Annotated in this window: 14 protein-coding genes; 6 read left to right on the top strand and 8 right to left on the bottom strand. The window is 39.5% G+C overall.

Annotated elements, in window-relative coordinates:
• From M0M83_RS01010 to paaK, 4 genes are all read left to right on the top strand, one after another.
• Nucleotides 1-1,551 (top strand): 3-hydroxyacyl-CoA dehydrogenase, encoded by a 1,551-nt coding sequence (locus M0M83_RS01010; RefSeq protein WP_248467379.1) that lies wholly within the window; start codon nucleotides 1-3, stop codon nucleotides 1,549-1,551.
• Nucleotides 1,548-1,988 (top strand): hydroxyphenylacetyl-CoA thioesterase PaaI, encoded by a 441-nt coding sequence (gene paaI / locus M0M83_RS01005; RefSeq protein WP_248467377.1) that lies wholly within the window; start codon nucleotides 1,548-1,550, stop codon nucleotides 1,986-1,988. Before M0M83_RS01010 ends, paaI begins: the two co-directional genes overlap by 4 nt.
• Nucleotides 1,985-3,187, top strand: a complete 1,203-nt coding sequence (gene pcaF / locus M0M83_RS01000) for a 3-oxoadipyl-CoA thiolase (RefSeq protein ID WP_125891782.1) — start codon at nucleotides 1,985-1,987, stop codon at nucleotides 3,185-3,187. The genes paaI and pcaF overlap by 4 nt, the downstream gene beginning before the upstream one ends.
• 114 nt (nucleotides 3,188-3,301) lie before the next feature.
• Nucleotides 3,302-4,612, top strand: coding sequence for a phenylacetate--CoA ligase PaaK (paaK, locus tag M0M83_RS00995; RefSeq protein WP_094960845.1), 1,311 nt, complete (start codon nucleotides 3,302-3,304; stop codon nucleotides 4,610-4,612).
• A gap of 463 nt (nucleotides 4,613-5,075) precedes the next feature.
• Here the strand turns inward: paaK and M0M83_RS00990 are convergent, their stop codons facing one another.
• Genes M0M83_RS00990 through M0M83_RS00965 form a run of 6 tightly spaced genes read right to left on the bottom strand, consistent with a single transcriptional unit; the run spans nucleotide 5,076 to nucleotide 10,877 of the window.
• Nucleotides 5,076-6,326, bottom strand: a complete 1,251-nt coding sequence (locus M0M83_RS00990; protein WP_213913514.1) for an ATP-grasp domain-containing protein — start codon at nucleotides 6,324-6,326, stop codon at nucleotides 5,076-5,078.
• A 23-nt stretch (nucleotides 6,327-6,349) separates the two neighbouring features.
• A complete protein-coding gene (locus tag M0M83_RS00985) occupies nucleotides 6,350-7,348 on the bottom strand; it encodes an iron-sulfur cluster-binding domain-containing protein (protein WP_213913513.1) in 999 nt (332 codons plus the stop codon).
• 46 nt (nucleotides 7,349-7,394) lie between these two features.
• Nucleotides 7,395-8,300: a diiron oxygenase gene (locus M0M83_RS00980; RefSeq protein ID WP_213913512.1), complete on the bottom strand. Its 906-nt coding sequence runs from the start codon at nucleotides 8,298-8,300 to the stop codon at nucleotides 7,395-7,397.
• A gap of 30 nt (nucleotides 8,301-8,330) precedes the next feature.
• A complete protein-coding gene (locus tag M0M83_RS00975; RefSeq protein ID WP_248467375.1) occupies nucleotides 8,331-9,512 on the bottom strand; it encodes an MFS transporter in 1,182 nt (393 codons plus the stop codon).
• Nucleotides 9,505-10,077: an RBBP9/YdeN family alpha/beta hydrolase gene (locus M0M83_RS00970; protein WP_213913510.1), complete on the bottom strand. Its 573-nt coding sequence runs from the start codon at nucleotides 10,075-10,077 to the stop codon at nucleotides 9,505-9,507. Before M0M83_RS00970 ends, M0M83_RS00975 begins: the two co-directional genes overlap by 8 nt.
• A 14-nt stretch (nucleotides 10,078-10,091) precedes the next feature.
• A complete protein-coding gene (locus M0M83_RS00965) occupies nucleotides 10,092-10,877 on the bottom strand; it encodes an arylamine N-acetyltransferase family protein (protein ID WP_248467373.1) in 786 nt (261 codons plus the stop codon).
• 769 nt (nucleotides 10,878-11,646) lie between these two features.
• Between M0M83_RS00965 and paaX the strand changes: the two genes are divergently transcribed.
• Nucleotides 11,647-12,585, top strand: coding sequence for a phenylacetic acid degradation operon negative regulatory protein PaaX (paaX, locus tag M0M83_RS00960; RefSeq protein WP_125891783.1), 939 nt, complete (start codon nucleotides 11,647-11,649; stop codon nucleotides 12,583-12,585).
• Between the two features lie 22 nt (nucleotides 12,586-12,607).
• Nucleotides 12,608-13,201, top strand: a complete 594-nt coding sequence (paaY, locus tag M0M83_RS00955; RefSeq protein ID WP_125891784.1) for a phenylacetic acid degradation protein PaaY — start codon at nucleotides 12,608-12,610, stop codon at nucleotides 13,199-13,201.
• A 38-nt stretch (nucleotides 13,202-13,239) separates the two neighbouring features.
• Here the strand turns inward: paaY and M0M83_RS00950 are convergent, their stop codons facing one another.
• Complete coding sequence (locus M0M83_RS00950; RefSeq protein ID WP_213913508.1) at nucleotides 13,240-14,763, bottom strand: DHA2 family efflux MFS transporter permease subunit; 1,524 nt, start codon at nucleotides 14,761-14,763, stop codon at nucleotides 13,240-13,242.
• Nucleotides 14,764-14,779: 16 nt separating this feature from the next.
• Complete coding sequence (gene emrA, locus M0M83_RS00945) at nucleotides 14,780-15,952, bottom strand: multidrug efflux MFS transporter periplasmic adaptor subunit EmrA (RefSeq protein ID WP_213913507.1); 1,173 nt, start codon at nucleotides 15,950-15,952, stop codon at nucleotides 14,780-14,782.
• Between the last annotated feature and the right edge of the window lie 578 nt (nucleotides 15,953-16,530).

The raw sequence follows: 16,530 nt of genomic DNA, 5'->3' as shown, positions 1-16,530 counted from the left end.
ATGACCTTACCTTTGAATTCAACCATCAACACCGTCGCGGTAATTGGCGCTGGAACCATGGGGATTGGTATAGCGCAAGTGGCAGCAACGGCGGGTTTATCCGTCTTGCTGTTTGATGTGAACCAAGACGTCTTAAGCCGTAGTTTATCAACGATGACCCAACGTTTACGCAAACGTGTTGCGCAAGGGAAAGCCAAACCCGAGGCCACAGAGGCGATTATCGCAAACATTGCGGTGGCAAAAAGTCTCTCGGCACTGTCGGACGCACAATTGGTAATAGAAGCTGTTGCTGAAAAACTTGAAATAAAACAAGCTATCTTCAGCGAACTTGAAGGTATTTGTAGTGAAAAAACTATTTTTGCTAGTAACACTTCGTCTTTATCAATTACCGCAATCGGTAGACAACTCACACATCCAGAGCGTCTTGCCGGATTACACTTTTTTAACCCAGCGCCCGTGATGAAATTGGTTGAAGTGATCCGCGGGCTAGAAACATCAGATACGGTGATAAAACAGCTAAAAGAATTGACGCTATCATTTGGAAAAGTGCCAGTGATTTGCCGTTCCACCCCTGGTTTTATTGTCAACCGTGTCGCCAGGCCATTCTACGCTGAAACATTACGCGCACTTGAAGAACAAGTTGGCACACCTGCCACATTAGACAGCGCCATACGTGACGCTGGGGGGTTCGCCATGGGACCATTACAACTGACAGATTTAATTGGCCATGATGTGAACTATGCTGTCACCGAATCCGTATTTCAGGCCTTCGGCTATGACCCACGCTTTCAAACCTCATTAATGCAATTGGAATTAGTCCAAGCAGGTCATTTAGGCCGTAAATCGAAGCAAGGGTTTTATCATTATGATGATAATAAACCTCAACCTTTGCCCTCCGTTGCAGAAAAAGTCCACCTTGACCAACCTCAAAATATAACAGCTTGTGGCGATTGGCAGATGTTTCCTGAGTTTGCGCAGCTTTTAACTGAAAATGGGATCTCTCTCGAAGGATTAACACAACATTCCGAACAATCCCCGACACTTATTGTTAATGGCGTTATTATTATGTTAACAAATGGTAAATTGGCATCATCACATGCGCAAATGCAGAAACAAGCCGTCGTGCATTTTGACTTATCGGCAAATTACCTTGCCGCAACAACCATCACGTTAAGCTGTGCAGCACAAAATAGTGCGCAACAAAACCAGCAAGCTATCGCGTTTTTTCAATCGTTAGGTAAACACGTGATTGTATTGCCAGACTACCCAGCGCTGTTAACCATGAGAACGGTCGCGATGTTATGCAATGAAGCGTTAGATATCGTCAATAAGGGGATAGCAACAGCCTTAGATACCGATAATGCCATGTGTTTTGGGGTGAATTATCCCAAAGGCCCCCTCGCTTGGGGTATGCAGCTAGGCTGGCAACGCGTGCTGTCAGTACTTGAAAATTTGGCTCAGTTTTATGGGGACAACCGTTATCGGCCAAATCCGCTGTTAAGGCAATTAGCCGCAGGTTATCAATCTTTAACTTTCAAGGAGATATCATGATTTCACTGCCAAACGACACGCTGGCCCAGCAATCAGCTCACATTATGTACCGTGATGATGCATGTGCAAAAGCTATGGGTATGTCCATTGAAAAAGTCGAAGAAGGCTTTGCGCAATTAAAAATGCCTATCACAGCACAAATGCTTAACGGCCATAAAACCTGCCACGGCGGGCAATTATTTAGCCTCGCCGACACTGCGTTTGCCTACGCCTGTAATAGCCAAGGGCATGCCGCTGTTGCCTCTATGTGTTCCATTGATTTTATCCGTCCCGGTTTTGAAGGTGACTTACTCACTGCCACTGCCACGATGAAACACCAAGGTAAACGTAGCGGCTTATATGAAGTCGAGATAACTAACCAAGATGGCAAAACACTCGCGCTGTTCCACGGTCGTTCTCATCGGTTAGGTCATCGTTTAACAGGAGAACAATCATGATTGATGCGTTTATTTGCGATGGCGTTCGCACTCCAATTGGCCGCTATGGGGGCGCTTTATCGTCATTACGTCCTGACGACCTTGCCACTATCCCATTAAAAGCATTAATGGAAAGACACCCGCAACTTGATTGGTCATTAACTGACGACATTATTTTTGGTTGCGCAAACCAAGCAGGGGAAGACAACCGTAATGTGGCACGTATGGCTGGGCTGTTATCCGGGCTCCCTGTTTCCGTTTCTGGAACCACCATTAACCGCCTATGCGGCTCTGGGCTTGATGCCATTGCGTTAGCGGCAAGAAGTATCAAAGCGGGGGAATCTGGGCTGATGATTGCCGGAGGCGTCGAGTCCATGAGCCGCGCACCGTTTGTCATGGGCAAACAAGAGTCCGCATTCTCACGCCAAGCACAAGTGTTTGATACCACTATTGGCTGGCGGTTTATCAACCCACTAATGGAACAACAGTTTTCCACAGATTCAATGCCAGAAACTGCGGAAAATGTGGCTGAAACCTACAACATTAGCCGTGAAGACCAAGATGCTTTTGCATTACGCAGCCAACAACGCACCGAAACTGCCAAAGTTAACGGCATTTTTGCGCAAGAAATCATCCCCGTTACGGTCAAACAACGTAAAAATGAATACGTCGTCAGCGAAGACGAACACCCAAGAGCAGAAACGACGTTTGAACAACTACAGAAACTAAAAACCCCATTTCGCGATAACGGAACGGTAACAGCGGGTAATGCCTCCGGTGTTAATGACGGGGCTGCCGCACTGATTATCGCATCCGACACTATTGCCAAGCAGCAAGGGTTAACACCACGGGCTCGTATCATCGCGACAGCCACTTGTGGAGTCGAACCAAGGTTGATGGGCATCGGCCCACTGCCAGCCTCGCAAAAAGTATTAAAAATGGCAGGACTCACCATCGAACAAATGGATGTGATTGAATTAAACGAAGCCTTTGCCGCACAAGCACTTGCCGTTTTACGAGGGCTTGGTTTACCTGATGACGCCTCACACGTTAACCCTAACGGGGGGGCAATTTCGCTAGGCCATCCACTTGGAATGAGTGGAGCAAGGCTTGTTATTGCTGCTATCAATGAGCTGCACCGCAAACAAGGTCGTTATGCATTATGCACCATGTGTATCGGTGTTGGCCAAGGCATAGCAATGATTATTGAACGAGTCTGAACAACGTCTTACTACAAATAAAAACAGCCTGAAAACCCTACACCTGCTCAGGCTTATACCCATAACGCGATCACAGCGAACGGGTAACCATAATAATTATGAGGACAGGCAATTATGAGCAATATACAAGATAGCATCGACCCAATTGAATTTGCATCACGGGATGAGATCGAGTCTTTACAGTATTCTCGAATGAAGTGGACACTCACTCACGCCTATGAAAATGTGCCCATGTATCGTAAAAAATTCGATGACGCAGGTGTACACCCTGACGATTTCAAACAACTTAGCGATATCGAAAAGTTCCCTTACACCACCAAACAGGATTTACGTGAAAACTACCCATTTAGCACCTTTGCGGTGCCAATGGACCAAATCATCCGTATTCATGCCTCTTCCGGCACCACTGGCCGACCAACAGTAGTAGGTTACACTCAACGAGATATCGATAACTGGGCTGACCTGATCGCACGTAGTTTACGCTCTGCGGGCACTGTCCGAGGCGATAAAGTCCATGTTGCTTACGGATATGGTTTATTCACCGGAGGTCTAGGGGCCCACTATGGTGCGGAGCGCCTAGGAGCCGCCGTTATTCCTATGTCTGGTGGGCAAACTGAAAAACAAGCGCAACTAATCGCGGATTTCAAACCCGATGTGATCATGGTAACGCCCTCTTACTGCTTAAGTATTATTGATGAGCTTGAAAAAATCATGGGCGGAGATGCTAGTAAGTGCTCACTTAGATTAGGTGTCTTTGGCGCTGAACCTTGGACAGAATCCCTCAGAACAGAAATTGAAACTCGTCTTGGTATCAAAGCATTAGACATTTACGGTTTATCTGAAGTCATGGGGCCTGGTGTCGCTATGGAGTGTGCCGACTCAGGTGAGAGCGGCCCAACTATCTGGGAAGACCATTTTTACCCAGAAATTATTTCCCCCAACACCTTAAAAACACTGGGGGCAGGTGAGCATGGTGAGTTAGTGTTTACTACCCTGACAAAAGAAGCTATGCCTGTTATTCGTTATCGAACACGCGACCTCACCCACCTCATGCAAGGGGTCAACCGTAATATGCGTCGAATTGGTAAAATCACCGGTCGTTCGGATGACATGATGATTATTCGCGGCGTGAATGTGTTCCCTTCTCAGATTGAAGAACAAATCATGCAATTTAAGGAGCTTTCTCCTCATTACCAATTAGAGATTGGTCGCCAAGGCAATATGGACAATTTATCTGTCCGTGTTGAACTTAAACACCCTGAACAGCTCACTTATGATGAACGCTGTAATATCTGCCACCATTTAAAGCACCGAATCAAATCGATGGTGGGCATTAGCACCCGTATTAGTATTGTAAATTGCGGCGACATCCCCCGTTCTCAAGGCAAAGCAGAACGAGTAATTGATACTAGAATTGCGATTTAATTCAAATTATTAAGGCATATTGGAATGAACTACTCTGATATGCCTTAATCTCTGAGAAAGTGTTCAAAACAGGTAATGGAAGTGAAGTCCTTCCTAGGGGCTGGACAACTAATTACTGAGAGTCTTTTTTCGTGGGCAAGAGACTCCGCGATGGACTAAAAAAAACCGAATGAGGAAAAGCTATGAAAGATATTTCACGACTTAGTGAACATCAGTTGTTCAAACTGGGCTTACAAAAGCCGCTTATTGCCGGACTTCAAGAAACACGAGGAAGAGCATGATGAGGGAAATGACTCAATCATCTCTACAAACAGTCAGACAGTGACTTTAGTTACGAAAACATAGCAAAATTTATCAAAGCGTTAGATCATCTGGTTGTATATTACTCTTTAAGAAGAGCATATTACATTAGTTCCGCTGTTCCCATTGCAAGACGTTTTAATTAACTACATGTTTTCATTAACTACATAAAAGTAATTAATTTCCCAGTTTTCTCTAAATCAACAACAGTTTTAACATCAGATGATAAAATCTCACGATCGTTATTAAAAAAAACTATTCTTCCGTAGGAAGTAATCAAATCAACCGTTTTATCTAAATAGTCCTTAGTCTTTAATTTACAAACAGTTAAACCATAACTTTCTAAGGGTTCACAAAGATCTTCTATATTTATTTCTTTTACATACCCTGAATTAGTTGAACTAAGAAAATACTCTATTCCATAGCAATGTAATGTAGGTGGTATACGTGTTTTCTCTATGAATTTAGCAGGGTCAATCCGAACAATTAAGCTAAGGTCAATCAAGGAGTGAGTGTTACATCGTTCGACAATGGCTGGCCCTAACCCTCCATGCATTCTTGCTCCTGATTCAACTAATACAGGCCCCTCAGAAGACAGTATTATTTCATTATGTGATGTACCATTACATATACCAAGAGACGTGAGTATAGACTTTGTATAATTTACCAATTCAAGATGTTCTTCTATTGGTTCCGTTACCATCTGATGATAAATCGGTATACCTTGCACCTCTTGCTTTATATATCTGAATATATTAACAATAAAGTGAACTCCGTTACTTGTTACAGCATCCACTACATATTCAATACCCTCTATTTTTTGTTGAATTAATAATTCATTATTTTTATTACCAGAATAGTCATACGTATTAATTAACAAATTAAATGCTTTCTCAACTTCTTTTTTATTTTTACAGAAAAAAACACCATCAGTTCCAAAAGAGTAAATTGGTTTTACAACATATTCAGAAAAATTATTCTCATCGCACCATGCCAGCATATTTATTAATTTCCTGGCTCTGTAGTGTGGAATGTAACGTATTCCATCAAGCTTTAGTTGATTTTGCATCAAATACTTATCTCGTCTAGTTTGGCTAAGCTTAAATATATTAGGTAATAAGTTCCACCTGTTACTTAATTGATCAAAAATAAGTACACCAGGCTCAGAACCGCATACTATAAAATCAGGGGCTCGACCTAAATATAATTCTATTTGGCGTGCAGCATCATCATGATAGGAGGAATAAAAAACGAATGAATATTCCTCTTCCTTGAATGAATTCAATATTATAGCTGGAAGCTCATTATTAGTTATTAATGCAATCACATCATAACCAAAGTATTTTTTAACTCGCCCAACAAAAGTTGCTCCACTGGAAAATGGGTCTACAATCAATACACATTTATTGCTCATTGAATTTCCTTATATTAGTAACCTCAGACGATTTCAATATCAATATCAGTTTTAGGAAAAGAACAACAGGCAAGGTGAATATTCTCATCCTTTTCTTTTTCTGTTAAACAAAATTCAGGATGGTTCAACACTGAACCTCTAATTAATCTATATTTACAGCTACCACAAATCCCCGAATAACAAATATATCTAATAGGGATATTATGCTGTAATAGGTTATCTAACACAGTTCTGTTATTATCTATTAACAATGGCGTATCGAAGTCCTTTACTCTTACAATACTTTTATCTTTGTTGAGTTCTTCGGAGTTAGTAAGTTGAACCTGAGTTGAACCAAACACTTCCGTGAAAATAGATGCTTGTGGAAAACTGTATCTAACACCTGCAACCATGGATTCAGTAAACATTTTGCTTCCACAAATAACTACTGTATCTGGAATTCCATTTATTTTTTCAGTTGCTAAGTCTATTCTGCCCATATTAATAATATCACTAGTCTTTCTTAATTTAGAGTGCGTAATGTTAATCCTCAATGTAAACCATTTATATTTAAAGTGAAAACCAATAAACTCATTTAAATATGGAATATCTCTAAGACTGGGATAACTTATAACTAATTGGATGTTCTTATCTGACATTATGTGGCTATAATATTTAGCGCATTCATAAATTAAAGAAATAGGTAGCGTTATACCAATTCCTCCTGAAAGTAAAAGTACATTTCTACTATTTTTAATAGTATCAAATGTTATTTCACCTCCGACCCCACAAACACTAATGCCTACATTATCTAATAACAATTTCCATATTGTTGAAGATTCACTATCGCATCCTCTGTTCTCAATAATAAATTTATAGTGGTTATTTATATCCTGAGATACCAGTGTATAACTACGTTGTTTTAATCGTTTATCTCTTCCAATAAATTGGAAGTTGAAATATTTTCCAGGAACTGCGCCAGTTAGAATATCTGAGTCTAATGTCGGTTTAAGAAGAAACATCCTGATTTTGTCGGTTAACATATGTGACTCTACCAAAGTGAATTTCATTTCATACTCTCTATTTTAACTATAAGCCTATTCTGGTAATTACAGCTTCTGCCGATTCTAAATAAATCTGAATTTCATTTAAGTTATCTGTCTCTTCAATAATATCTCTTGCATGAGGCATACCTGAAAGCTTGAAAGCCTCCTTCCAAGATCCAAGTTCGTTATCAGCAAAAAGGTTAGCAGTTCTCAGCATTATATCTCTCATATATTTACGCTCACTAAAACCTAAATCACGGACAATATCATAAGCAACATAACTGAAAACACTAGAATGGCTCCACTCATCATGAGCGTGAGTTTTTGTAACCTCATGACAAATATTTTGAATGCTGCAATCTTCTGCCATAACCTTTAGATAGTCGGTTATCAAAGTTTCACTTGCGCACGCCACGGCAAAACAAGTTAGTCGTCTTTGCCACTCAGCGGTGCAATCCGAAAGCATTACCTGACGAGCTTTAATCAAATTAAAATCAGTGTAATTTAGATGCTCTAATTTTCTACGGTCATAAATATAATTACATGCCATAATCGACATTCTTGTATGCAAAGCTTCATCAAGAAGAGCTTCGGACATCACATCCTGTAATCTAGCTCTATTCTTAGAGTTAGTCGGTGGACATTTAATAATATCTTCACAAGCCGGAGTAACTACATCGCATTCTATATAGATTGTCTTTAAATTATAAATCCCCCATGCGTATGATAAGCATCGGCTTTTAACGATTTCAGGAGCTTCCTTCCACGCATCGTGGTTTCTAAATGGTAATAATGATTCACTGAAGTCACTCTTTGTAGCATCGAAAACAAGATCTGCGTAGTCTAAATGTTTATTATTAACTGCGGCTCTATTTGCCCAAAGCATCGAAAGTTTGGATAACATCAATTCAACGCTATGACTATCTGGTATTTCAAAAGTAGTTTTCATTTAACCCCCTACATATTAGATATAGAAATATTATTTGTTTTTTACATGAATAAGACTCATGAAGATAGTGCCGACAAATGCAAAGATAGAAGATATAACTAAAGCTTTCTCCCAATATCCCGCATCCAATAACCTCCCATAAGTTATGGCCGATAGGGCACTCCCTAAATAAAATGCAAGCTGTCGCACACTTGTGGATAAAAGTGTTCTTTCAGTAGAAAAACCAGTAATTGCTAGAGTATCTAAAAGTGGCATCAAACAATAATTTAGCAGTAATCTGATAAAATACAGTAAAATAAAAGTGACTACCGATATATGGAGTGACTGTAGATAAAGACATAAAGCGGTTAATATTCCAATGATCATTATAGTCGGCTTCAATGTAAGCTTATTAATAAGAAGTGGTGAAAATAACGCACCTACAATACTAATTATTTTATCAATGCTCATTATTAGAGATATTTCGCTCAAACTCATGGAATAAGCTAAATTAAATAAAACATTAACAAACCTAAATATTAATGTAATAGAAGCACCTAAAAATAAAGATGCTAAAAATAATTTAGATAAATTCCTCCATTCCATTTTATTTCCCCAGGTGAATTTTCTTGCATCATTCTCCGGTTCAGGAAGCCCGACAATAGATTTAAACCGAAAATAGATCATCAAAATTGAAGAAATAAAAGAAGTTAAAAGAATTAGCTGAAAACTTATTAGAGCCATTGATTTTAAATAATGAGTTATAAAACCAACTATTAGCGAGCCTATCATTGCCGCACCTAAATAAGCAACAAAAAAACAACTGAATAGTATTGTCCTACTTTCAGATTTAGTATTTGAACCAGTCAATGAATTACCCAAAGATAATAATGCAATCATACCTGAAAGTATTAATCCAAGTGTAATTGCACTTACCCATACAGAGGAAACTATTGGCAATAGAATGAATGGCACTGCGTAAATGAATGAAAAAATAATAAGTAGTTTTTTTTGAGACATACGTCTGCTTAGATATATCAATGGAATTACAACACCAGCCATCATACACATTGCAACCGCATAAATGTAACCAATTTTTGTTTTATCCACACCGCGAGCTTCTAGATAAAAATTATAAACCGTATCAAACATTCCATTACTTAATCCCATTAAGAATGTTGCAATAAGGAAATGGCGCACAGCAGGAGAAAACTGTTTGATATCCTCAAACATCTTCAGTCCCTTTTCTCGAATCTAGTAATAAAAAACCTGTGAATTCTTCAAATAAAGTCTCACCTTCTATCCATTCTCCGAATCCAGCATTGGTGTGAATATGACCAGCGTTATGAATAAAATGGGTCGTACAACCCCATAATTTTGCCAAATAAATTGCACGAGACTCACTTAAGTATTCATCATTATTGCTAAATATAAGCAACGACTTGGTATTTAGTGAACATAATGGTAATGGCCTCTGATTTTTAATCGGAGTAATCGCTATTTCAGAGTCAACATCTGCTGGAGCAACAAGAATTAATGCCTTTATCTTCTCGCAAGCGTTGAAAGCAGCCCATTGAGTAATGGCTACCGCGCCACAACTATGACCCAGAAGTACAATGTTTCCCTCAATATCATTAACTGCTTTATCTATTTTCTCGACCCATTCATACCGTGATGGATTATTCCAATCATCTTGTTGCACACGAATGACATTACTATATTTTCTTTCCATGTAGGATTGCCAATGACCCTTACCTGAATTTGTATATCCAGGAACAATGAGATATGTTGCATTCATGGGTTTTTATTTCTCTAGTTAGTAAGGAGAGAGGGAGGGATATCAATCCCAAAACGTTCAAACAGTAAATCTGACATCATATGTTTATTCGTAATACTTATGTTTGATGCGGAATATCCTTTTATTTCTGTAAATACGTTATTACGAATGCTAATCCTTCCCATTTCTTTCGGTAAGCTCACTACTACATTTTTATTGAGAAGGCTGTTTGAAGAGTGTAGAGTATAAAAATAAGCCATTTCCACATCTTGCTTGAGTGCTTCAATATCATGAAAAGAATATATGTTTTCCCAATTTTCATTTGGTTGGCTATTTTCTTTTACTGAAACAACCCAACCATGTTCATTGTGTCTTTCAACTCTTGAGGATAAAAATGGGTGTTCATGTAAATAACCATCAGATAATTTAAGTAAAGAGCGAGGACCTTTAGCTCCATAACCAATATCAAATATCCATTTGGCTCCATCTATATTTACAACAAAGAATTGGTGTGTGGCGGGTGTTATTTTAGGCGTTAAAGCTCTCCCTAATCTAATCCCGTAATTATAACCCAAATGCTTAAATACGGATTTTATTAAAATGGAAAGTTCAAAACACACTCCCCCTCGGTTACTATAAATAATTCTTTTCATAACATCCTGATCAGATATAAACTCTAAAGCGTTCCGTTTCATATCTATATTTTCAAATGGAATTAAATAAAAATGAGCATGATGCAGCCTGAATAAAAACTCGAGTTTTGACAATTCAGAGGGGGAAACATTCAATCTTCTAAGATATTCATTCACGTAATTATTCATACCAGTAAAACTCCATTTTTAATTATTGGTAGTAACTAAAAAAAAGAAAAAAGATATCTAACCTTATTAATAAACAATTAATATTTTTTCTACTCTTAATGTAAACAAGGTATGTTAAAAATATTAATTTCCGCAACACTTTTGTTCATACAGTAAGAATCTTTATTTCTAGTAATTAATGTATTTATTTTTTCCTTTTAATAACAATTAATTGAAATCGTTACTCATAAATTGAATAATTAGAATTCAAAGCTTAACTATAAATCAAACGAGTAATTGAGTATTTTCAACACGATAATTTATTTTTTCATCTGCTATTCGTCATTGGTACAGGTGGAGTCAGTTTTATTATGACCATTTACTCACTTCCGTAGTTCCGATATACCTACTACTCAGACTCAATAACAGACTCAAAAGAAACTTACCTTTGAAGGCCTATCTGGCTTTAACATGTACCAATCGATATTAAGTACGTTGTTCCACACTATAAAGAACGACGATATGGTGAATGTCCGATATGACTAGGAATGTGATCGCTTGATCATCCACACAGGTAAAAACAGCCTCGGCACTATTGAAGAGTATTGCAATACCTAATGGATAAAAATCAAATTAAAAAATCTGACTCCAGTTGAATACTGAAATTAGGCCTTACAAGCCATTTAACTAAAAGTATCAACTTTATAGAGTCACTTCAAAGACAACCTTTAAATTTATGTCTACTATTCAGTAAGCCTTCTGATACATAAATTTTATAGATGAAATATAAATGGAAAATAAACTTAACCAATTCATACAACATGCAATAGCAAGTCAACCTATTAGTGGTACCTCTCTCATTAGCTCACTATATGGTGATGCTTTGCACCATCGTGGTGGCGAAGTGTGGTTAGGAAGCTTAACTAAGCTGTTAGAGCCGATGGGCTTTACTGATCGTTTTGTTCGAACTTCTGTTTTCCGCTTACAAAAAGAAGGTTGGCTTGATACAGAAAAAATCGGCCGTCGCAGCTATTACCGTATTTCTGAGCGCGGGCAAAGCCGATTTCGCCGTGCAGAAAATAAAATTTATCTCGCAGAGCAGCCTGATTGGGATGGAAAGTGGGACTTACTTCTTCTTGAAACCGCTGAAAAAGACGAAAAAATCAGGCTAAAAAAAGAACTGAGCTGGCTTGGTTTCGGGCAGTTTAATTCATCACTTATGGCGGCACCAAGCTGTGCACAAAGTGATGTACCGACGTTACTCAATGAACTCAATGCGACGGAAAATGTCATTTATTTTCACGCAGATTACCCCTATAGCCGCTCAGAAAAAAACCTCAAAGAACTGGTTTCCCATGCTTGGTCTTTGCAAGAAATTTCAGAACACTATCACCAATTTATTTCATTATTTAGGCCACTCGCATTACTGCTTAAAGAAAATATTGATGTGCAAATTTCCCCGGAACACAGCTTTCAATTACGTTTATTGCTGATCCATTTCTATCGCCGTGTCACGTTAAAAGACCCATTACTGCCAGACGAACTCCTCCCCATACAATGGGAAGGCCATATTGCGCGTCACCTTTGCACCAATATTTATCAGCGTATCGACCAAGCTGCGACCCAATATGTTTCTGAACAGTGCGAAACCACGGTAGGCGAACTTCCTCAACCATCCAGCGCTTACTATCGCCGCTTTGGTGGTGTACTCCGAGACCTCGCAGCCTAAAACCTCTATTACAGGAGCCCATATGCCTTTTTATCAAATCGATGGCATTACGCCAGTCGTCAGCCCTGAAAGTTTTGTCCACCCTACTGCGGTAGTGATTGGAGATGTGATTATTGGTAAAAATGTTTATATTGGGCCAAATGCCAGTTTACGTGGCGATTTTGGCCGATTGATTATCAAAGATGGTGCAAACGTGCAAGATAACTGCGTAATGCATGGCTTCCCGCAATATGAAACCCTCATTGAAGAAAATGGGCATATTGGCCATGGTGCTATTTTACATGGCTGCCATATCAAACGTAACGCCTTGGTTGGGATGAACAGTGTGATTATGGATGGTGCGGTGATTGGGGAAAACTCAATTGTCGGTGCCTGTGCTTTCGTCAAGGCTGAAACAATATTTCCTGATAATAGCCTTATCGTAGGAACACCGGCCAAAGTGCTACGCGCGCTATCGGAAAAAGAGATTGCGTGGAAAACCAGCGGAACCAAAGATTATCAAAACTTAGTCACACGCTGCTTAAACACCTTTAAAGAAGTCGAGCCGCTTCAAGAAATCGAAGCAAACCGGCCGGCCCTACATTTCGAAAATATTATTCCTAAATCCCAGTTATAAGCTAGATGGGGCGAAACATACGTTGCCCCATCTCTCAATTATTTTGCCTTGCTACCAAATGGCGGCTTAGCAAACCAAACCGTAATAATCAGTGCAATAAAGACCCAGCCGCAGAGCCAGAAAATTTCATTGGCAGCAATGATTAATCCTTGGTTAGTAATTTGCTGGGCAATAAAGCCGGAGGTCTGTTCATTACTCAATCCATGAGTTGCCATTTCTTGATACATCCCTAAAGATTCAGGATTGTAATCGGTAATAAATTCGGTTAATTGGCTATGATGCACGGCTTCTCTATCGCTCCACAACGTTGTAGTAATGGAAGTCCCTATTGAACCCGCTAAGGTACGGAAGAAGTTGGCTAAGCTCGACGCGGAAGCAAGTTTTTCCGGCGGGAGGCCTGAAAGGGTTAATGTGGTCAGTGGCATAAAGAAACAAGCTACTGCCATCCCTTGTACCAATTGCGGCCAAACCACAGCAGAAAAGCCCATATCCGGCTCAAACGTATACGCTCGCCAGAAGAAACAAATCGCATAGAATACAAAGCTAAAGGTCACTATCCAACGAATATCAAGAAAATCGGATAATTTCGCCACAGGAGCCGAGAACAACACTGGCAATAAGCCAATGGGCGCCAATGCTAGCCCTGCCCAGGTTGCTGTATAGCCATACACTTCCTGTAAGAGTTGCGGCAACAATACAATAGCGCCGAAATAGGCCATATATGCCAAACTGACAGAAATCGTCCCGATAGTAAAATTGCGCGATTTAAATAACGATAATTCGACAATTGGGTTTTTATCAGTAAGTTCCCAAATCACGAGGAAGACCAATGCAATCGCGGAAACAACGGCTAAGATAACAATTTCATTCGACGCCAACCATCCCAGTTCCTTCCCTTTATCGAGCAGAACTTGTAAGCAACCAACGCCCACCGAAAGTAGCGCCAAACCAATCACATTGAATGGGACTTTCACGATCTTCGACTCCATCCCTTTTAGGATAATAGAGCCAACAATAATGACGAAAATTCCCAAAGGCACATTCATAAAGAATATCCATCCCCAATGGAAATTATCACTAATATAACCACCGAAAATAGGACCGAACACTGGGGCTAAAATAATGGTCATCGACCAAAATGCTAACGCCATATTTTGCATTTTCGGCGGGTAGCAACGCATGATAAGGCTTTGCGAAAGCGGGATCACTGGCCCTGCAACAGCACCTTGCAATACGCGGTATAAAATCAGCATACCAAGGCTATCAGAAAACCCACAAAGTAATGAAAATAATGTGAAAAGTGCCGTTGCCCATAAGAAAACACGGATTTCACCAAAACGCTTCGCGAGGTAACCTGAAATCGCAATAGAAATCGCATTCGATACGCCAAACGAGGTAATGACCCAGGTTCCTTGTGACATGGAAACCCCGAGATCACCAGCTATAGTCGGGATAGCCACGTTAGCAATCGTGGAATCAAGCACCTGCATGAAAGTTGCAAGGGACAACGCAATCGTTGCCCATACCAGTTTTGCACCCTTAAGTGGTTGAATATCTGCCACAACGGCTCCTTTCAAGCTAGTCTGCGTTATCGCTGATAATGGTGTCGATGATGTGGTCGACATCACTTAAGTTTAAGACCAACACATCACTTTCAAATGCCGGTACTGTACGCTGAACTTCCGCTAACACAGGGCCATTTTGGTCTTTAATATCTATCGTGACATTCATAGACAACCCAATGCGTAATGGATGCTTCGCCACTTGCTCAGGGTCTAATTCAACACGGACAGGCAAACGCTGTACAACTTTAATCCAGTTCCCTGTCGCGTTTTGGGCGGGTAATAATGAAAAAGCACTACCGGTTCCCATATCAAGCCCAACAACAGTGCCGTTATAAACGATATCTTCTCCGTAAAAATCACTATTGATAGTCACGGGTTGCCCAATACGGACTTTTTCCAGTTGGGTTTCTTTGAAGTTTGCATCTACCCAAACAGGCTGGACAGGCACAATGGCCATTAAAGAGCTCTGTGGGCTGACTTGAGAACCAACTTGTACATTACGCCGTGAAACATACCCCGTCATCGGGCTTTTAATTTCAGTACGTTGTAAGTTTATCCACGCACTGCGTACGCTATCAGCTGCTTGCTGAATTGCCGGTTGCTTTTTAAGCTCCGTGTTGCGCAGCAATGCACGGTTAGCATTATATTGTTGAATTGAAATATCCAGAGCCGCCTGCGCAAGTTGTACGGCTTCTTGGGAGTGCTGTAGGTCTTCCTTCGAAATAGTTCCGCTACGCCCTAGCGCCACACGACGTTGATAATCTTTTTGCGCTTGCGCAAGTGTCACCCGGTTTTTTTGAATTTGCGCTTGATACTCATCACCATTGATATACAGCTCTTTGGTTTTGCGCACAGTTGTTGCTAAATCATGTTTGGCTTGTTCAAATGCCAATCGGGCATTAGTTTTATCCAATACAACCAATACGTCACCCGCTTTTACCAAGTCGGTATTTTCAAAGTTAACTTGAGTAACATTACCCGTTGTTTGCGCAACTATCGGTATCTGCAAACCAGATACATAGGCGTCATCGGTATATTCTTGAAAGCGTAAAACTAAAAACCAATAAACACCATAGGCTACAAATAATAGAACGATAATTATTGTGGCTATCACCATCCATATTGTTCTACGTTTTTCATTGGTCGTTTTTTGATTGTGTATTTCTGAATGGGTTTCTTGACTCATAATAACTCTCAAGGTCTGAAATCAATATTAATTCTCCCTCTATATTTACGAAGTATATGTAATAAAGCAATAGCTAATAATTTACGATTAAATTAATCCTAACAAAAAACAACTAATTCATTGATATAAAACAAGTAATCACAAACAAGCCGAATTGAACATTAAATTGATTTTTATTATCAACTTAATCAAATCCATTCTTAATTAGATTAATGGGAAGAATTAAAAATAAAAAATATTTAATTATATTTATTTTTGATAACAAATTACCATTCAATTACTGACATTCTTTTTTTGATGTAATAACCCTATTTATTAGGCCACTCTTATATTTTATTAACTTACAATTTTTATTTTTGGTCATACGAGTGAAATTGGCGTTTGATGAGTCGATAAAATATGGACTTAATGCAGTGCTTAATAGAGTGATAATGTGTACGGGTCAGTACTGGCCTTTCGGCCAGCTTTTATCCCTTTACTCATTGCGGTCTTCCTGTGTTAATAAGGCTAATGTAATGCTATTTACAGCGGTAACCGAACAAGTTAAACCTTAATTTTTCGTTAAACTAGACAAACGT

The organism is Providencia rettgeri, from assembly GCF_023205015.1.
GTDB classification, from domain to species: Bacteria; Pseudomonadota; Gammaproteobacteria; order Enterobacterales; family Enterobacteriaceae; genus Providencia; species Providencia rettgeri_E.
This window is presented reverse-complemented; position numbering and strand designations above follow the sequence as displayed.